Source organism: Streptomyces sp. NPDC014656 (assembly GCF_043084305.1).
Lineage (GTDB): Bacteria > Actinomycetota > Actinomycetes > Streptomycetales > Streptomycetaceae > Streptomyces.
In genome coordinates, this window is sequence record NZ_JBIBZN010000007.1 from 306,075 (window position 1) to 324,710 (window position 18,636).

Here is an 18,636-nt window from a genome sequence, read left to right on the forward strand (position 1 = left end):
GGAGAACGGATGCCAACCATGGCCAATTCGATGAAGGTGGACTGATTTCCATGGCTCAGTGGACTTCGGCCGTCGGGGCCGCCCAGCTCGCGCGGCAGCTCCAGGCGCAGCAGCCCCGCCCGGCGGGCCCCGGCACGCGGAAGCCGCCCGCCTACCGCGCCCTCGCCGACGGCATCCGCCTGCTCGTCCTGGAGGGCCGGGTGCCGGTCGCCGCCCGGCTGCCCGCCGAGCGCGAACTCGCCCTCTCCCTCACCGTCAGCCGCACCACCGTGGCCGCCGCCTACGAGGCGCTGCGCACGGAGGGCTTCCTGGAGTCCCGGCGCGGCGCCGGCAGCTGGACGGCCGTCCCGGCCGGCAACCCGCTGCCCGCGCGCGGCCTCGAACCGCTGCCCCCGGAGACCCTCGGCTCCCTCATCGACCTCGGCTGCGCGGCCCTCCCCGCCCCCGAGCCCTGGCTGACCCGCAGCGTCCAGGGCGCCCTGGAGGAACTGCCGCCGTACGCGCACACCCACGGCGACTACCCGGCCGGACTGCCCGCGCTGCGCGCCACGCTCGCCGAGCGCTACACCGCCCGCGGCATCCCGACCATGCCCGAGCAGATCATGGTCACCACCGGAGCCATGGGCGCCATCGACGCCATCTGCCACCTCTTCGCCGGCCGCGGCGAGCGGATCGCCGTCGAGTCCCCCTCGTACGCCAACATCCTCCAGCTCATGCGGGAGGCCGGCGCCCGGCTGGTCCCCGTCGCCATGTCCGAGGGGCTCGGCAGCTGGGACCTCGGCCGCTGGCGCCAGGTGCTGCGCGACGCCGCGCCCCGCCTCGCGTACGTCGTCGCCGACTTCCACAACCCGACCGGCGCCCTCGCCGACGAGGACCAGCGGCGGGGGCTCGTGGAGGCCGCCCGAGCGGCCGGCACCGTCCTGGTCGTCGACGAGACCATGACCGAGCTGCGCCTCGACGAGGACGTGCGGATGCCCCGGCCGGTCTGCGCCTTCGACCCGGCAGGCTCCACCGTCCTCACCGTCGGCTCGGCCAGCAAGGCCTTCTGGGCCGGGATGCGGATCGGCTGGGTCCGTGCCGCGCCCGACGTCATCCGCTCCCTGGTCGCCGCCCGCGCCTACGCCGACCTGGGCACCCCCGTCCTGGAGCAGCTCGGCGTCAACTGGCTGATGCGCACCGGCGGCTGGGAGGAGGCGGTCTCCCTGCGCCGGGCCCAGGCGCGGGAGAACCGGGACGCGCTCGTCGCCGCGGTCCGCAGGGAGCTGCCGGAGTGGGGGTTCGAGGTGCCGAAGGGCGGGCTGACGCTCTGGGTGCGCACCGGCGGGCTCTCCGGCTCCCGGCTGGCGGAGGCGGGCGAGCGGGTCGGCGTCCGGGTGCCCTCCGGTCCGCGCTTCGGCGTCGACGGCGCCTTCGAGGGGTACGTCCGGCTCCCGTTCACGGTCGGCGGCCCGGTCGCCGAGGAGGCCGCGTCCCGGCTCGCCGCCGCGGCCCGGCTGGTGGAGTCGGGCCTCGGCGGGGGAGTGGAGCCGCCCCGGACCTTCGTGGCCTGACCGGCCCGGCCGGGCGGTGGGCACGCGCGCGGGGAGCCGGGCCGGGCTCGCCGCGCGCGTGGAGACGGCGAAGGCCGGTACGGACCCGGGGTCCGTACCGGCCTTCGCCGTCCGTGGGGCCGGAGCCGGGGCGTCAGCCCTCCGCCGGGACCGGGGCGTGCAGGGGGAAGGGGCCCGGGGCCGGCTCGGCCGCCGCCTCCGGGACCTTCTCCAGCGCCATCGTGGCCGCCGCCCGTCGCTCCGGCAGCAGGTCGAGGACGGCCTGCCGGTCGGTGTCGCCGACGGCGTCGTCGTACGGGTCGGGAGTGGCCGGCACCTGGAGCCGCAGGACCGGGCCGGTGCCGAGGCGGGCGTAGCCGCGGCCCGGCGGGACCTGCGGGGTCGGGGTGGTGTGCGGCGCGGCGCCCAGCACCGCGGCGATCTGCTCGGGGGAGGCGGGGCCGAGCACCACGCGGGCGCGGGTGTGCGCGCGTACCCCCTCGTGGAGGGCGTCGGCGGTGTCGAACTGCTCCGCCACCACCACCGTCACCTGGGCGGCCCGGCCGTGCCGCAGCGGCACCTGGAGCAGCTCCTGGGGGTCGGGGCGGCCCTCGGAGGCGGCCAGGTGGCCCAGCGCGCCGGGGCGGTCGAGGAGGATCCACAGCGGGCGGCGGGTGTCCGCCGGGGCCGGGTGGCCGGCCTGCCGGGCGCGGTTGGCGGAGATCAGCCGCCGCTCGGTCTCGCGGGAGGCCCGTTCGAGGCTCTCCAGGGCGCCGGACAGCTCGCTCTCGACGCCGAGGACGCCGTCGCGGCCGACCAGGCAGGCGTACTCGCCGGCGCCCGCTCCGTCCACGATCAGCACGTCGCCGTGTTCGAGGGCCTGGAGCGCGAGGGAGCGCAGCAGGGAGGTGGTGCCGCTGCCGGGCTGGCCGACGGCGAGCAGATGCGGCTCGGTGGAGCGGGGGCCGGTGCGCCAGACGACGGCCGGGGCGTCCTCGGAGCCGTCGGCGGAGACGACCGGGACGGTCCGCTGCACGGCCTCGGCGTCGGTGAAGCCGAGCACGGTCTCGCCCGGGGCGGTGACGAACCGCTGGGCGGCGATGGTGGTCGGGAGGGCGGGCAGCACGTGCATGACGAGCCGGTTGCCCTCCTCGTCCCAGTCGAAGAGGTACTCGCGGCCGCGCCCCGACTTGGCGTGCAGCAACTGCTCGATCCGGGCGCGCGAGGCGGCCTCGCCGTCGGTGAAGTAGGGCGGGTAGGAGATCCGCAGCCGGGTCAGGCGGCCGTCCCCGTCGAAGGCGTGGTCGCCGAAGGCCCGGGCCCAGTCGCCTCCGTGGGCGAAGAGCGGCTCGGGGTCCTCGGGGACGGAGAAGTACGGCACCAGGGCCTCGTACAGGCCCTTGAGCCGGGCCGTCTCCGCCTCGTCGGGGCCGGTCTTCACGACCGGTTTCTCACGCCCCTTCCACGCGGCGGCACCCATGAGCGCGACGAGCGCGAGCAGCGGCCCGTACGGCGCGAGGGCGACGACCAGGACGCAGGCCGCGACCAGGAACAGCGTGGGACCTCGCCGTTCCTTGGGGGTCGCGGCCCACTTGGCGCGCGCGGCGGCGGCCAGTTTCCGCAGACCGCGGGAGACCGTGATCAGCGGGTGGAGCACGTCGGTGGCGCTGTCGGCGGCCGACCGCGCGATCTCTCGGCTGCGCGCGAGCTGCGCGCTGCCGCTGCTCAGAATGCGGGGGAGTGGTCGCGGGGCCACGTCGTACTCCTGGAGGGGTGGAAGGGGGTGAGAGGCGTCAGAACTTGATTCCGCCCAGCAGGCCGGCCAGGCTCTGGCCGCCCGCGGTGATGCTCGGCGCGATGGCGGTGCCCGCCAGGTAGAAGCCGAAGAGCGCGCAGACGAGGGCGTGCGAGGCCTTGAGGCCGTCCTTCTTGAAGAACAGGAAGCAGATGATGCCGAGCAGGACCACGCCTGAGATGGACAGGATCATTGGGTGTTCTCCTGGTTGAGGGGACAGTCACGATGAGTCCTTCCAGGTTCACGGCAAGTATCTATGTGACTAAAGGTGCATTCAGGTGAATGGCGGGCGTTTTCACTTGACCGGCGGACGCCGGCCGCCGTCCCGGGTGGCGAAACCGCCGGAGTGGGGTAAGGGGGCGTCGGGGCGTGCCGGTCACGGGCGGCGGACGCCGTGATCCTTGCCTCGGCCGGACGCGGCCATGTCACCGCGAGGGCAGTACCCTGTCGATTCACTCGTACGGCCGCGCTTGCCGTGCGCAGGTCAAGGGCAGGCGGTACCGGGCGGCACGCGCGCGGGACGCAGGCGGAGCACGGAAGGCGGTTGTGAAGATGAGCGAGACCCCGGACCCCGAGGTCGTCGAGCTGGCGTCGAAGGTCTTCGACCTGGCGCGCACCGGCGACTCCGCCGCCCTCGCCGCCTACGTCGACGCGGGCGTCCCCGCGAACCTCACCAACGACCGGGGCGACACCCTCGTCATGCTCGCCGCCTACCACGGCCACGCCGCCGCCGTCACCGCCCTCCTGGAGCGCGGCGCCGACGCCGACCGCGCCAACGACCGCGGCCAGACCCCGCTCGCCGGAGCCGTCTTCAAGGGCGAGGACGCCGTGATCCGCGCCCTCCTCGCCGGCGGGGCGAATCCGGAGTCCGGCACTCCGTCCGCCGTGGACACCGCCCGCATGTTCGGGAAGGCCGAACTCCTGGAGCTCTTCACCACCCGGTGAACGAGGCATGAACCCCAGGTGGGAACGGTGCCGTAAATGTGGTCGCGGCCGTGGAGACGGTCGGTCATCATGACGACAAGCCCGGCCGTCCGACCGGGCCACGGACGAGAGGCAGAGGAAGATGAGCAGCGCGCACAAGCGACGTACGACGGACGGCCCGACGGCATGTTGTCCCACGGCCTACTAGGGCGGCCACCGCGCGGACGGGCCCAGCGCCCGACCCGGTCCACCCCGGTCCACCCCGTCGTGTCGACAGCTTGATGTGAGGCGTCTTCCCATGTTCGAACCAGCCATAGCGCCGAGCGGCACCCTGCTCGGTCTGCTGCAGCGGGGCCGCGGCGACGGCACCCTGCACGCCCTCGCCGCCCCCCGTGCCGAGGCCCTCGCGGCCCTCGACCGCTGCGTGCTCGCCGACCCCCGCCACGACTGGCGGGTCGAGAACCGCTCCCTCTACTACGCCCGGCTCTACCTCGACCTCCACGGAGGCCTGGAGGCCGTCGAGGCGCACCTCTTCGCCGCCGAGGACCACCTCGACACCGAGGAGCACCGCACCGGGCTCGCCCTGGCCGTCCTCGGCCACCTGGCCTCCTACGGCCGCCACGACGCCCTGCTCCTGCTCCGGCGCTACGCGGCCACCGGAGCCAACTGGACCTGGGCCCTCGACGAGCTCGCCCTCCGCGACGACGACGCGGGACTGCGCTCCCTCGCCGAGGCCGTCCTCGCCCGCTTCCCCCAGGACGAGGACGGCGACGCGCGGCTCGCCGGCACCGTCCGCGACGCCTTCGAGCCCCGCCCCTGGCGGCTGTGGGCCGAGGACCGGCGGGACGCCGTCGGCGCCCGCGTCCGCGCCGCCCAGGAACACGGCTCCTTCGACCGCTGGCAGCGGCAGCTGCGCCCCGCCGGGCCCCGCCCCGGCTGGAGCGTCCGCGCCGTCCTCGACTGGGCCCAGGAGGGCTACGAGCGCGGCGCCGACCTCGCCGGTCCCGCCGCCCGCTGCCTGGCCGCCGTGGCCGGTCCCGAGGACCGCTCCGAGCTGCTCGCCGCCGGCCGCCGGGGAGCCCCCGGCGCCCGCGCCGCCGCCCTGCACCACCTGGCCGCCACCCGCGACCCCGCCGTCCTCGACCTCGTCGAGGCCGCCGCCGACGCCGTACACCCCCTCGATACGGCCGCCGGCACCGCGCACGGACAGGCCGGGCCCTACCCCGACGTCCCCGGCGCCGTCGACCGGGACGCCCTGGCCGTCGCCCGGGCCGCCGTCACCGCCTACCTCCGCATGTGCGGCGAGGACGCGGTCGCCCGCGCCCGCGCCTGGATCCACCGCACCGATCCCCTCGGCGCCGCCGCCGGCGAGACCCTCGCCGCGCGCGGCGAGGACCGGGACGCCGGGCTCGTCCTCGGCGCCCTGCGCACCGCCATCCGCGCCGCCGGACCCGACGCGGCCGTCCTCGGCACCCTCGTCGACGGCGCCGGACGCCTCGGCATCGCCTGCGCGGCCCCCGTGCTGCGCCACGTCTACCGGGAGACGGCCTCCTCCCAGCTGCGCGGCCGCACGGCCCGCGCCCTCGCGGCCACCGACCCCTCCTTCGCGAGCGGCTTCGCCGTCGAGTGCCTCTGGGACTGCGAGGAGACCACCCGCGAGATCGCGGCCCAGCACGCCGAGACGGCCGACGCGCGCGTGGCCGAGCGATTGCGCCGCCTCGCCGCCGACCCGGCCGAGGAGGTCGAGGTCCAGACGGCGGTCCGCAACCGCATCGGTCCCGACCTCCAGGTCTGAGCCGGCCCGCCACCGCCCCGCCCCGGGGCGGGGCGGCCCCCGGCGGCACCCCGCCGAGCGGGGCCCCGCCCCGGGACCGGACGGACGGCCCCGCTTCTCCCGGCCGCACGGCCCCGGGTCCGCCGGACGCGCGCGGAGACCGCCCCCGCCGCCGCCCTCGCGGCGACAATGGGGGAATGAGCGGGCGCTGGGAGTTCTGGATCGACCGGGGCGGCACCTTCACCGACGTCGTGGGGCGCCGCCCCGACGGGCGCCTCGTGACCCGCAAGGTCCTCTCCCACGACCCGGCCCGCCGGCAGGACGCCGCCGTGGCCGGGATCCGGCTCCTCATGGGCCTCGCCCCCGGCGAACCCGTCCCCGCCGAGGAGATCGCCGTCGTCAAGATGGGCACCACCGTCGCCACCAACGCCCTCCTGGAGCGGCGCGGGGAGCCGACCCTGCTGCTGATCACCGAGGGCTTCCGCGACGCCCTGCGGATCGCCTACCAGAACCGGCCCCGCCTCTTCGACCGGCACATCGTGCTGCCGGATGCCGTGTACGCGCGCGTGGCCGAGGTTCCCGAACGGGTGGACGCGCACGGCACCGTCGTCCGCCCCCTCGACGAGGCCGCCGTCGCCGCCGCGCTCGCCGCCGCCCACCGGGACGGGCTCCGCTCCGCCGCCGTGGTACTCATGCACGGCTACCGCCACCCGGACCACGAGCTGCGCGTCGCCGCCGCCGCCAGGGCCGCCGGATTCACCCAGATCAGCTGCTCGCACGAGGTCAGCCCGCTGATCAGACTGGTCCCGCGCGGCGACACCACCGTCGTCGACGCCTACCTCTCACCGGTGCTGCGCCGCTACGTCGACGAGGTCGCCACCGAACTCGCCGGGATCCGCCTGATGTTCATGCAGTCCAACGGCGGACTGCGGGAGGCCGCCCACTTCCGGGGCAAGGACGCCGTCCTGTCCGGACCGGCGGGCGGCGTCGTCGGCATGGCCCGCACCTCCGCCCGGGCCGGACACGACCGCGTCATCGGCTTCGACATGGGCGGCACGTCCACGGACGTGTCGCACTACGCCGGCGCTTTCGAGCGTGAACTCGGTTCACAGGTCGCCGGGGTGCGGATGCGGGCGCCCATGATGAGCATCCACACCGTCGCCGCCGGCGGCGGCTCCGTCCTCCACTACGACGGGCGCCGCTACCGCGTCGGACCCGACTCGGCCGGCGCCGTCCCCGGCCCCGCCTGCTACCGGCGCGGCGGTCCGCTCACCGTCACCGACGCCCAGGTGATGCTCGGCCGGATCCAGCCCGGCCACTTCCCGGCCGTCTTCGGCCCCGACGGCGACCGACCGCTCGACGCCGGGATCGTCCGCGAGCGGTTCACCGCCCTCGCCGAGGAGGTCGGCGGCGGCCGCACCCCCGAGGAGGTCGCGGCCGGCTTCCTGCGGATCGCGGTCCTCGACATGGCCAACGCCGTCAAGAAGATCTCCGTCCAGCGCGGCCACGACATCACCCGCTACGCCCTCACCTGCTTCGGCGGCGCCGGCGGCCAGCACGCCTGCGCCGTCGCCGACGCCCTCGGCGTCGACACCGTCCTCGTCCCGCCGCTCGCCGGCGTCCTCTCCGCGTACGGCATCGGACTCGCCGACGCGACCGCCCTGCGCGAACGGTCCGTCGAGGCCCCGCTCGACGAACCCGGCACCCACGCGCGCGTGGAGGCCGTCGCCGCCGAACTCGCCGACCGCACCCGGGCCGAACTCCGCGCCGACGGCCTCCCCGACACGGCGATCACCACCCACGCGCGCGTGCTGCTGCGCTACGCCGGCACCGACGCGAGCCTCCCCGTCGACCTCGGCCCCGCGGAGGCGATGGCCGCCGCCTTCACCGCCGACCACCGCGCCCGCTACGCCTTCACCATGGACAAGCCGCTCGTCGCCGAGGCCGTGACCGTCGAGGCCGTCGGCACCGCGGGCCCGCACGGCCCCGTCCACGTCCCCGCCGGAGCCCGCACCGGCCCCCTCGCCCCCCGCGCCACCGTCACCACCCACGACGGAACCACCGCCGCCGACACCCCCCTCCACCGCCGCGAGGACCTGCGCCCGGGCGACACCGTCGACGGGCCCGCGATCCTCGCCGAGGACGACGCCACCACCGTCGTCGACCCCGGCTGGCGCGCCACCGCCGCGCCCACCGGCCACCTGCTGCTCACCCGCGCCGTCCCGCGGCCCGCCCGCACCGCCGCCGGAACCGACGTGGACCCGGTCCTCCTGGAGGTCTTCCACAACCTCTTCATGGCCATCGCCGAGCAGATGGGCGTCCGCCTGGAGAACACCTCCCACTCCGTCAACATCAAGGAACGGCTCGACTTCTCCTGCGCGCTCTTCGACGCCGAGGGCAACCTCGTCGCCAACGCCCCCCACATCCCCGTCCACCTCGGCTCCATGGGCGAGACCGTCAAGGAGGTCCTGCGCCGCAGGGCCGGCGACCTGCGGCCCGGCGACGTCTACGCCGTCAACGACCCCTACCACGGCGGCACCCACCTGCCCGACGTCACCGTCGTCACCCCCGTCTTCGACGACGCGGGGCACGAGCTCCGCTTCCTGGTCGCCTCCCGCGGCCACCACGCCGAGATCGGCGGCATCACCCCCGGCTCCATGCCCGCCTTCAGCCGCACGATCGACGAGGAGGGCGTCCGCTTCGACAACTGGCTCCTCGTCCGCGACGGAAGGCTCCGCGAGGCCGAGACCCGCGCCCTGCTCACCGGCGCCCCGTACCCCTCCCGCGACCCCGACGCCAACCTCGCCGACCTGCGGGCCCAGATCGCCGCCAACGAGAAGGGCATCGAGGAACTCCGCAAGGCCGTCGCGGAGTTCGGCCTCGACGCCGTCCGGGCCTACATGCGTCACGTGCGGGCCAACGCCGAGGAGTCGGTCCGCCGGATCGTCGCCCGTCTGGAGGACGGCACCCACCGGTACGAGACCGACTCCGGCGCCGTCATCCAGGTCGCCGTCCGCGTCGACCGCGAACGGCGCTCCGCCGTCCTCGACTTCACCGGCACCTCGCCCCAGCTCCCCGGCAACGCCAACGCCCCCACGGCGGTCGTCACGGCCGCCGTCCTGTACGTCTTCCGCACCCTCGTCGACGAGTCCATCCCCCTCAACAGCGGCTGCCTGGCCCCCCTGGAGATCCGCGTCCCGCCCGGCTCGATGCTCGCCCCCGAACCACCGGCCGCCACCGTCGCCGGGAACGTCGAGACCTCCCAGGCCGTCACCGGCGCCCTCTACGCCGCCCTCGGCGTCCAGGCCGAGGGCTCCGGCACCATGAACAACCTCACCTTCGGCGACGACCGCGTCCAGTACTACGAGACCGTCGCCAGCGGCTCCGGCGCGGGCGACGGCTTCGACGGCGCCGACGCCGTCCAGACCCACATGACCAACTCCCGCCTCACCGACCCCGAGGTCCTGGAGTGGCGCCACCCCGTCCGCCTCGACGCCTTCGCCGTGCGCGAGGGCAGCGGCGGCCGGGGCCGGTGGCACGGCGGCGCCGGCGTGGAACGGCGACTGCGGTTCCTGGAGCCGATGACCGTCACCCTCCTCACCGGACACCGGCGGGTGCCCCCGTACGGCATGGCGGGCGGCGCCCCGGGCGCCCTCGGGGAGAACCTCGTCGAACGCGCCGACGGCACCGTGGACCGCCTCGACGGCGCCGCGACCACCGAGGTCGGCCCCGGCGACGTCCTGGTGCTGCGCACCCCCGGCGGCGGGGGCTACGGCACCCCGCCGGAGGACGGCGTCCGGCCCGGCGGCCCTACGGAGCCGTGACGAAGCGGACCGGCGTCCCCGGCGCGGCCTGCGCCGCAGCCGCCAGGTCCGCCTCCCGCACCACCGCCACCACGGGGTAGCCGCCGGTCGTCGGATGGTCCGCCAGGAAGACCACCGGCCGTCCGTCCGGCGGCACCTGCACCGCCCCCAGGACCATGCCCTCGCTGGGCAGTTCCCCCGACCCGGCACGCTCCAGGGAGGGCCCGTCGAGCCGCAGCCCGATCCGGTTGCTCGCCGACGACACCAGGTACGCGCGCGTGGTCAGGGTCCGCAGCGCCCCGCCGGTGAACCAGTCGTCGCGCGGCCCGAGCCGGACCCGCAGGACGAGTTCGTCCGGCGGGCCCGGCCAGGGGGGAGCGTCGACCGGCCCCCGTACGGCCGCGGCCGCCCCCAGCGGCAGCACCGCCCCGTCCGCCAGCGGTGCCGGGCCGAGCCCGGACAGCAGGTCCGTGGAACGGCTGCCGAGCACCGGATCGACGGCGATCCCGCCGCCGATCGCCACGTACGAGCGCAGCCCGCGCACCGCCGCGCCGACCTCCAGGAGCGCGCCGGCCGGAACCCGTACCGCCGTGCCCCAGGGCAGCGGACGGCCGTCCGCCCGGACCGGGCAGGGCGCGCCGCCCACCGCCACGGTCACCGCGCGCCGGGGCCGCAGCGCGCAGCCGGTGACGGTGGTCTCCAGGACCGCGGCCCCCTCGTCGTTGCCCACCAGCCGGTTCACCAGGCGGGCGGCGGCCGGGTCCAGGGCCCCGGAGCGGGGCACGCCCAGATGCGCGAACCCGGTCCGCCCCTGGTCCTGCACGGTGGTCAGGGCGCCGGCCCGGACCACGGCGACGGCACGGTCGTTCACCGGCCCGCCCCCGTCCCCGTCAGGACGTCCGCCGGGACGAACCGCACGCGCGTGCCGGGGGAGAACAGCGCCGCCGGTTCGCGGCCGGTGTCCCACAGGACCGCGTCCGTCGTCCCGATCAGCTGCCAGCCGCCCGGCGAGGAGCGCGGGTACACCCCCGTGTACGGCCCCGCCAGCGCCACCGCCCCGGCCGGCACCGAGGTCCGGGGCGTCGCCCGGCGCGGCACCTCGTACCGCGCGCCGAGTCCCGTCAGATAGCCGAAACCGGGGGCGAAGCCGCAGAACGCGACCCGGAACTCGGCCGAGGAGTGGATCCGCACCGCCTCGGCGGGCGACACCTCCCACCGGGCGGCCACCTCGGCCAGATCGGGCCCGTCGTACCGGACGGGGACCTCCACGACCTCGCCCACGCGCGCGTGCCCCGGCCGCGGCTCCCAGCCGGGCAGCTCGGCCGCCAGGGCCGCCGGTTCGGCCACCCCGTCGAGCAGCACCGTCCGCGCGGCCGGCACGATCTCCCGCACGCCGGGCAGCGCGCCCGCCGCCCGGCGCCGCAGCAGCTCCGCGTGGAACGCCTCGGCGGCGGCGCCGTCGGCCAGTTCGACCAGGAGGGCGTGCTCGCCCACGCGCAGCACCCTCACGCGAAGGCCCCCACGGTGACCCCGGCGGACTCCAGGCCCGCCCGGACGCGCCGGGCCAGCTCCACCGCGCCCGGGGTGTCCCCGTGCAGGCAGAGCGAACGTGCCCGCACGCGCACGGCCGTCCCGCAGTGCGCGGTCACCGTGCCCGCGCGGACCAGCGCCACCGACCGCTCGACCACCACGTCGGGATCGTGCACGACGGCTCCCTCCCGCCCCCGTGGCAGCAGGGAGCCGTCGGCCCGGTACGCGCGGTCCCCGAAGGCCTCGGCGACCGCCGGGAGCCCCGCCCGCTCCGCCGCCTCGTGCAGCCGCGAACCGGGCAGCCCGAGCACCGGCAGCCCGCCGCCCGCGAGCAGCACCCCGTCGACGACCGCCGCCGCCTGCTCCGCGTCCCGCACCACCCGGTTGTAGAGCGCGCCGTGCGGCTTCACGTACGACACCCGGGACCCCGCCGCGCGGGCGAAGACCTCCAGGGCGCCGATCTGGTACGCCACCTCCGCGGCCAGCTCCGCCGCCGGCACGTCCATCGCGCGCCGCCCGAAACCGGCCAGGTCCCGGTAGGACACCTGGGCCCCGACGCGTACCCCCCGCTCGGCGGCGAGTTCGCACACCCGCCGCATGGTGACCGCGTCCCCCGCGTGGAAGCCGCAGGCCACGTTGGCGCTGGTGACGACGGAGAGCAGCCGCTCGTCGTCGGTCAGCGTCCAGCGGCCGAAGCCCTCGCCGAGATCGGCGTTCAGGTCGATCGAGACCCCGCTCATGATGGTGCTGTTCCCTTCACCGGTGCTGTGGTGCTGTGGTGCTGTGGCGGCACGCGCGCGTGGAGGAGTGGTTTCAGAGGACGAGCCGGTACTCCTCGTCCCGGACGTCGGTGACGAACATCCGCCCCGGCGCGTGGGTGATCGCGAACGGCGGACGCGAGGCCATGACGGCCGCCTGCGGGGTGACCCCGCAGGCCCAGAAGACCGGCACGTCCCCCGGCTCCGCCACCACCGGGTCCCCGAAGTCCGGCCGGTCCAGGTCACGGATCCCGAGCGCCGCGGGGTCGCCCGCGTGCACCGGCGCCCCGTGGACCGCGGGCAGCAGCCCGCTGATCCGCCGGGCCGTCGGTACGAGCTCCGCCGGGACCGGCCGCATCGACACCACCATCGGCCCGTGCAGCCGCCCGGCGGGCCGGCAGGCCCGGTCCGTGACGTACATCGACACGTTCCGGCCCTGCTCGACGTGGCGCAGCGGCACCCCCGCCGCGTCGAGCGCCCCCTCGAAGGTGAAGCTGCACCCGATCAGGAACGAGACCAGGTCGGTCCGCCAGTAGGGCGTGGCGTCCGCCGGCTCCGCCACCAGCCGCCCGTCCTCCCACACGCGGTAGCCCGGGACGTCGGTGCGCAGGTCCGCCCCCGGCGCGAGCGGGGTGGTCCAGGAACCGGCGTCGGTGACGTCCAGGACCGGGCAGGGCCTGGGATTGCGGGTGCAGAAGAGGAGGACGTCGTAGGCCCAGTCGGCCGGCACCGCGATCAGGTTGGCCTGGGCGTGGCCGGGGGCCCAGCCGGCCGTCGGACCGGCGGTCCCGGCCCGCGCACGCGCGCGTGCCTCCCGCGGACCCGGTACGCCCGCCCCCGGCTTTTCGATGCCGCTCACCCCAGCTCCTTCCCGCGCGTCTCCGGCAGTCCGAGCAGCGCGACGACCGCGATCCCGTACCCCACCGCGCCGAAGACCAGCGCCCCGCCGACGCCCCAGCTCTCGGAGAGGAAGCCGACCAGGGTGGGGAAGACCGCGCCGACCGCGCGGCCGGTGTTGTACGTGAGTCCCTGGCCGGTGCCGCGCACCGGCGTCGGGTACAGCTCGGCGAGGAAGGAGCCGAAGCCGCTGAAGATGGCCGACATGCAGAAGCCGAGCGGGAAGCCGAGCACCAGGAGGAGGGTGTTCGCGCCCGCCGGGATCTGGGTGTACGCGAGGACCGCCGCCGCCGACAGGACGGCGAAGAGCGCGATGTTCCGCTTGCGGCCGATCCGGTCCGTCAGGTGGCCGCCCGTCAGATAGCCGAGGAAGGCGCCCGAGATCAGCAGCGTCAGGTAGCCGCCGGTGCCGACCACGGTCAGCCCGCGCTCGGTCTTCAGGAAGGTCGGCACCCAGGTGGCGAGCGTGTAGTAGCCGCCCTGCACGCCCGTGGAGAGCAGGATCGCGAAGAGCGTGGTGCGCAGCAGCCCGGGCCGGAACACCGCCCGCAGCGAGCCCCGTTCCGGGCTCGCCACGCGTGCGGCGGCCGCCTGCGGGGCGTCCTCCACGTGCCGCCGCACCCAGAACACGAGCAGCGCGGGCAGGGCGCCCGTCCAGAACAGGATCCGCCAGGCCAGGTCCGCGTCGAAGAACTGGAACACCAGGGTGTAGACGATCACCGCGAGGGCCCAGCCGGCCGCCCACGCCGACTGCACGGCGCCGAGCGTACGGCCCCGGTGCTTCGCGGAGGCGTACTCGGCGACCAGGATCGCCCCGACCGCCCACTCCCCGCCGAAGCCGAGGCCCTGGAGCGCCCGGAAGACCAGCAGCGTCTCGTAGTCGGGCGCGAAGCCGCAGAGCACGGTGAAGAGCGCGTAGGTGATCACCGTGATCATCAGGGCCTTGACGCGGCCCACGCGGTCGGCGAGGACCCCGGCGAGCGCGCCGCCCACCGCCGAGACCACCAGGGTCACGGTGGTGAGCAGTCCGGTCTGACCCTTGTCGAGGCCGAAGTAGGCGGCGATCGCCACCATGGACAGCGGCAGGGTGAAGAAGTCGTAGGAGTCCAGGGCGTATCCGCCGAAGGCGCCGCCGAAGGCCCGCCGTCCGCGCGGGCCCAGCGCGCGCAGCCAGCCGAAGGCGCCCGTCGCGCCGGGGCCGTCGGGGGCGTCAGGGGCGTCAGGGGCGGCCGGGTGGTCGGGGTGGTCGGGGTGGTCGGGGTGGTCGTCCTGGGAGTGCTGCCGGGGCTGTGCCGTGCTCATCTGCACCTCGCAAGGGGGGGAGGCGTGCCGGAGACGTACGAAAGGCCGTGCGGAAGCGTGCGGGCCGCCGGGGACGGTCCGGTACCGGGGCGTGCTCCGGTGGTGACCGTGTGCGGTGGCGCCAAGGTAGAGGATTGTTCAACGATTCGACAAGGGGGATGTTGTCCCCGATCCGTTTCTGCGGTTGACTCGGCGGCCGGACGACGAGGGGGCCGATCGCCCCGGCAGGGAGGGGGACCGTGGACGCGAGCGGCACCGGGACGACCGGGGGCCTGGCGGACGACCGCGCGCTGCTCGGGCGCACCAGCACGGCGGAACGGGTCGCGGACATCCTGCGCACCCGCATCGCCGAGGGCTTCTTCCCGCCCGGCACCCGGCTCTCCGAGGAGAGCATCGGCGGCGCCCTCGGGGTGTCCCGCAACACCCTGCGCGAGGCCTTCCGGCTCCTCACCCACGAGCGGCTGCTCGTCCACGAGCTGAACCGCGGCGTCTTCGTCCGGGTCCTCGCCGTGGACGACGTCGAGGACATCTACCGCACCCGCCGGCTCGTCGAGTGCGCCGTCGTCCGGGGCCTCGGCGACCCGCCCTTCCCGGTGGACGGCCTCGCCGCCGCCGTCGCCGGGGGCGAGGCCGCCGCGCGCGCCGGCGACTGGCGCGCGGTCTCCACCGCCAACATCCACTTCCACCGCGAACTCGTCGCCCTCGCCGGCAGCGCCCGCACCGACGAGCTCATGCGGAGCGTCCTCGCCGAACTCCGGCTCGCCTTCCACGTCGTGGACGACCCCCGGGCCCTCCACGAGCCCTACCTCGTCCGCAACAAGGAGATCCTGGAAGCCTTGCGGGCGGGGGAGCGGGCCGCCGCCGAGGGCCTCCTCACCCGCTACCTCGACGACTCCATCCGCCGCGTCGCGGCGGCCTACGCCCGGGCCGTGGACGAACCGGCCGGGGCGTAGCGGGCCGCAGGCCGCCGGAGCGGTCGCGGAGGGTACCTCCCCGGGCGGGCGGGGCGGTGGTTTCTGCGCCGTTTCGACCCGTGTCGGTGCGAGGACCTACTCTGTCCACCGTGACTTCGCCTGCCTCGACGGACCTCGCTCCGCCCCAGCTCAGCGCGGGGCCGCGCCCCGCGCAGGGGCCGGCCGCCGACGAAGGGCTCGCGCGGCGCCTGCGCGCGCTCGCCTGCACCGCGCCGCTGCACGACCTCGACGCGCGCAAGGCCAACCTGGCGGGCGAGTACACGGTCTACGCGATGGCCGAGGTCGCCCTCGCCGCGATCGACCTCGTCACCCTCCACATGGACTTCGACACCGGCGCCGACCACGACCAGGTCGTCGCCCGGCTGTTGCCCCGCGTCGCGGCCCAGGCCCCGGGCCGCCCCGCCGCCGAGCACGAGCGCGTGGCCCGCTGGGTCCTGGAGAACCTGATCAACGTCGGCAGCGTCGACCGCGGCTTCCGCGCCGTCTACGGCACCTTCGGCACCGACGGCGTGTACGTCCGCCGGGACTACGACTTCAAGCTCGTCGAGGAGGTCCCCGGCTACGGCGGCGCCGTCTGCCTGCGGACCACCGACGAGGCCGTCAACGTGCTGGTCGGCGCCCTCGACACCGACGTCACCAGCGCCCAGATCGCCGCCGAGGTGAAGCTGGAGGTCCTCATCAGCCGGGGCCGCCTCGCCGACGCCCAGCTCGCCGCCGAACAGGCCCGCTACCGCACCGTCCAGTACGCCGAGACCCTCCGCAGGACCCTGGAGGCCACCCGGCGCAACGTCCGCGCGGTGGACTGGCTCAACGGCGTCCCCGACATGATCGCCGAGGCGCTCGACCACGTCGCCGACCGCTACCGCCACGAGAACGCGATCCTCACCAACATCCGCAAGGCCCGCGACGAGGCCGAGGAGCCCGAGCACAAGCGCCGGGCCGCCGAGCTGGTCGACATCGTCAAGGACTGCATCCGCCGCCACACCCAGCTCCAGTCCCGGCTCCTGGAGGCGGGCCCGCTCTTCCGCGCCGAGCAGGACCGGCAGGCCTTCGCCGCCCCCACCCGGTACACCGGCCTCGACCTGTACGGGCAGCTGGTCGCCCCCGTGCTGCCGCTCCCCGTCGAGCGGGCCACCCGGGTCACCGACGCCTTCTTCGCGCGTGGCACCGGCCTGCGCACCCCCGCCTCGGTCCGCCTCGGCGACCTCGTGGACCTGCTCCTCACCCCGCCGGTCGAGCGCGAGCACCTCGGCGCGGAGATGCCCGAGCCGGAGCTGATCGCCACCCCCGACGACTCCCGCTTCAGCGAGCGGCAGCTGGCGGACGCGCTCGGCCTGCTGGACCTGGAGCACGACGCCCCGCGCCGGCTCTCCGGCCTGCTCGCCGAGGCCCGTGCCACCGGCGGCGAGGACCTCGCCTACCTGGTGGCCCTCCTCGCCGTCCACGCCGCGAGCCCCCCGGTCGGCACCGCCTACCGCCAGGGCGAGGAGCGGCTGCTCTTCGCCGTCGACGACGGCACCCCGCTCGACGACCCCGGCTTCGGGGGCGCCGACCTCATCGTCGGCACGGCGCTCCTCGACGCCGCCGGCATGGCCGCCGACCGTACGGAGGCGACATGACCTACGTCTCCGGGACCACCCCGGCCGCTCCCGGCCCCGGCCAGGACCCCCGCCCCACGCGCGCGTGGCCCCCCGGGCCCGTACCCCCGGCCTCCCCGGCCGAGCCGCCGGAGGCCGAGGCTCCGGTCCTCGACTCGCCCGCGCCGTTCCGGCCCGTGACGCCCGCGCCGCCGGAAGCCGTGGATCCGACCCCCGCCGAGCCCGAGCCCGCGCCGGCCCCCGAGCCGTTCCGGCCCGTGGCGCCCGCCCCCGTGCCGCCGGAGGCCGAGCTGCCGGAGGCCGAAGGCCCAGCCCTCGCCGAGCCCGCGCCGGCCCCCGAGCCGTTCCGGCCCGTGGCGCCCGCGCCCGCGCCGCCGGAGGCCGAGCTCCTGGAGGCCGAAGCCCCGGCCCCCGTGGCGCCCGCGCCCGCGCCGCCGGAGGCCGAGCTCCCGAAGGCCGAAGCCCCGGCCCCCGCCGCCCCCGAGCCGTTCCGGACCGCCGCGCCCGTGCCCGCCGACGACGCCCCGGTCACCACCGGCACCCCCGCGGACCCGGCCACCGGCGCCCTCCGGCCCCCCGCGTCCCCCGGCCCCCGGCTCGGGGCCGTCCCGCTGCCGCAGGCGCCGAGGGCCGCCGCGCGGCGCCGGGAGCTGCCGGCGGTCCGCGCCGTACGCCTCGGCGTCCCCGGCGAGCCCGCGGCCGCGCCGGGCGAGGCCCCCGCGCCGCCGCCCGCCGCCGTCACCCCCGTGCCGCTGCCCCTGCCGAGGGGCGCCGACACCCCCGCCGTACCGCACGAGAGCCGCACCGAGGAGCCCCAGCCGTGAGCGACGACGCCGTCCAGTACACCGAGTACGCCGAGTACACGGACGCGCGGAGCGAGCAGGAGCCGCCCCGGCCCGCGGCCCCCGGCGGGCCCGCCGGCGTCACCCCGGCCGACGCCGCCGACGCCGCGCGGCTCGTCTCCTTCGGCCTCCAGCCCAAGCTGCTCCCTGCCCGCGACGCCGAGTACGCCGAGCTGCTCCGCCGCTACCAGGAGGACCCGGCCTTCGCACGGCTCGCCGACGCCGTCGCGACCGGCCTCGGCCTGATCGTCCTGGAGGTCTCCCCGCGCGCCGGCATGGCCGTCACCGCCGGCGAGGACTCCGTCTTCGCGGTCCGCATGGGCGACTACGCCCGCCGCGCCAACACCGACTCCGCCGACCGCTTCCTGCACGGCCTCGCCCACCTCGCCGTCGCCGCCATGGCCTTCCCGCGCCCCGAGGACCTCGCCGACGACGGCTACATCGGCCGCCTCACGGTCAACGGCGTCGACTCCTTCGTCCGCCAGGCGTGCCTGCGCCTGGAGCAGCGCGCCGAGGAGGAGGGCGAGAACACCGACCCCGCCTCCGACGCCCCCGGCCTGGAGGCCGCCTGGCGCGTCTGGTCCCGCCGCTCCACCACCGGCGCCACCAAGGACGCCCGCCGCCTCGCCGGCTCCACCACCGGCATCGTCGCCAAGGCCGTCGCCTTCCTCACCGACTCCGGCTTCCTCCAGCGCACCGGCGACGAGAACGGCGGCTCCTTCCGCACCACCGCCCGCTACCAGCTCCAGGTCCGCGACATGGCGGGTTCGGCCGCCCTGACCGAACTGCTCGACCTCGGCATCGTCCCCGTCAGCGACGGCACCGCCACCCTCGTCCCGCCGCCCGAGGGCGACGACCTGGACCTCGCCGCCGACGCCGGCCTGCCCTTCCACGCGTAGCCCCACCGCGC

The 18,636-nt window shown here is 76.3% G+C and carries 15 protein-coding genes; 8 read left to right on the top strand and 7 right to left on the bottom strand.

Going from position 1 to position 18,636, the window contains the following annotated elements:
• The first annotated feature begins 50 nt into the window (after positions 1-50).
• Positions 51-1,550, top strand: a complete 1,500-nt coding sequence (locus ACF1ED_RS19010) for a PLP-dependent aminotransferase family protein (RefSeq protein ID WP_391761817.1) — start codon at positions 51-53, stop codon at positions 1,548-1,550.
• A 133-nt stretch (positions 1,551-1,683) separates the two neighbouring features.
• Here ACF1ED_RS19010 and ACF1ED_RS19015 read toward each other — a convergent pair whose 3' ends face one another.
• A complete protein-coding gene (locus tag ACF1ED_RS19015) occupies positions 1,684-3,285 on the bottom strand; it encodes a hypothetical protein (RefSeq protein ID WP_391761819.1) in 1,602 nt (533 codons plus the stop codon).
• A 37-nt stretch (positions 3,286-3,322) separates the two neighbouring features.
• Complete coding sequence (locus tag ACF1ED_RS19020; protein WP_030493667.1) at positions 3,323-3,517, bottom strand: hypothetical protein; 195 nt, start codon at positions 3,515-3,517, stop codon at positions 3,323-3,325.
• Positions 3,518-3,876: 359 nt separating this feature from the next.
• Here ACF1ED_RS19020 and ACF1ED_RS19025 point away from each other — a divergent pair, with 359 nt between their 5' ends.
• From ACF1ED_RS19025 to ACF1ED_RS19035, 3 genes are all read left to right on the top strand, one after another.
• Positions 3,877-4,269, top strand: a complete 393-nt coding sequence (locus ACF1ED_RS19025; RefSeq protein ID WP_391761821.1) for an ankyrin repeat domain-containing protein — start codon at positions 3,877-3,879, stop codon at positions 4,267-4,269.
• 277 nt (positions 4,270-4,546) lie between these two features.
• Positions 4,547-6,043 (top strand): HEAT repeat domain-containing protein, encoded by a 1,497-nt coding sequence (locus ACF1ED_RS19030; protein ID WP_391761823.1) that lies wholly within the window; start codon positions 4,547-4,549, stop codon positions 6,041-6,043.
• Positions 6,044-6,219: 176 nt separating this feature from the next.
• Complete coding sequence (locus ACF1ED_RS19035) at positions 6,220-9,846, top strand: hydantoinase B/oxoprolinase family protein (protein ID WP_391761825.1); 3,627 nt, start codon at positions 6,220-6,222, stop codon at positions 9,844-9,846.
• Here ACF1ED_RS19035 and ACF1ED_RS19040 read toward each other — a convergent pair.
• The 5 genes from ACF1ED_RS19040 to ACF1ED_RS19060 form a co-directional block, all read right to left on the bottom strand.
• Positions 9,833-10,696, bottom strand: coding sequence for a biotin-dependent carboxyltransferase family protein (locus ACF1ED_RS19040; protein ID WP_391761827.1), 864 nt, complete (start codon positions 10,694-10,696; stop codon positions 9,833-9,835). The genes ACF1ED_RS19035 and ACF1ED_RS19040 overlap by 14 nt on opposite strands.
• The gene (locus ACF1ED_RS19045; RefSeq protein ID WP_391761829.1) at positions 10,693-11,334 is read right to left on the bottom strand and encodes an allophanate hydrolase subunit 1; all 642 of its coding nucleotides are present in this window, start codon (positions 11,332-11,334) and stop codon (positions 10,693-10,695) included. The genes ACF1ED_RS19040 and ACF1ED_RS19045 overlap by 4 nt, the downstream gene beginning before the upstream one ends.
• Complete coding sequence (locus ACF1ED_RS19050; protein WP_391761831.1) at positions 11,331-12,095, bottom strand: LamB/YcsF family protein; 765 nt, start codon at positions 12,093-12,095, stop codon at positions 11,331-11,333. Before ACF1ED_RS19050 ends, ACF1ED_RS19045 begins: the two co-directional genes overlap by 4 nt.
• A 73-nt stretch (positions 12,096-12,168) precedes the next feature.
• Positions 12,169-12,963: a putative hydro-lyase gene (locus ACF1ED_RS19055; protein ID WP_391761906.1), complete on the bottom strand. Its 795-nt coding sequence runs from the start codon at positions 12,961-12,963 to the stop codon at positions 12,169-12,171.
• Positions 12,964-12,968: 5 nt separating this feature from the next.
• Positions 12,969-14,312: an MFS transporter gene (locus tag ACF1ED_RS19060; RefSeq protein WP_391761833.1), complete on the bottom strand. Its 1,344-nt coding sequence runs from the start codon at positions 14,310-14,312 to the stop codon at positions 12,969-12,971.
• 239 nt (positions 14,313-14,551) lie between these two features.
• Between ACF1ED_RS19060 and ACF1ED_RS19065 the strand changes: the two genes are divergently transcribed.
• The 4 genes from ACF1ED_RS19065 (at position 14,552) to ACF1ED_RS19080 (ending at position 18,625) form a co-directional block, all read left to right on the top strand.
• Positions 14,552-15,265, top strand: coding sequence for a GntR family transcriptional regulator (locus tag ACF1ED_RS19065; protein ID WP_391761835.1), 714 nt, complete (start codon positions 14,552-14,554; stop codon positions 15,263-15,265).
• A 110-nt stretch (positions 15,266-15,375) separates the two neighbouring features.
• A complete protein-coding gene (locus tag ACF1ED_RS19070; RefSeq protein ID WP_391761837.1) occupies positions 15,376-16,905 on the top strand; it encodes a hypothetical protein in 1,530 nt (509 codons plus the stop codon).
• Positions 16,902-17,708 carry a hypothetical protein gene (locus ACF1ED_RS19075; protein ID WP_391761839.1) on the top strand — a complete coding sequence of 269 codons (807 nt, stop codon included), beginning with the start codon at positions 16,902-16,904 and terminating at the stop codon, positions 17,706-17,708. The genes ACF1ED_RS19070 and ACF1ED_RS19075 overlap by 4 nt, the downstream gene beginning before the upstream one ends.
• Positions 17,705-18,625 carry a hypothetical protein gene (locus tag ACF1ED_RS19080; protein ID WP_391761841.1) on the top strand — a complete coding sequence of 307 codons (921 nt, stop codon included), beginning with the start codon at positions 17,705-17,707 and terminating at the stop codon, positions 18,623-18,625. Before ACF1ED_RS19075 ends, ACF1ED_RS19080 begins: the two co-directional genes overlap by 4 nt.
• Positions 18,626-18,636 lie beyond the last annotated feature (11 nt).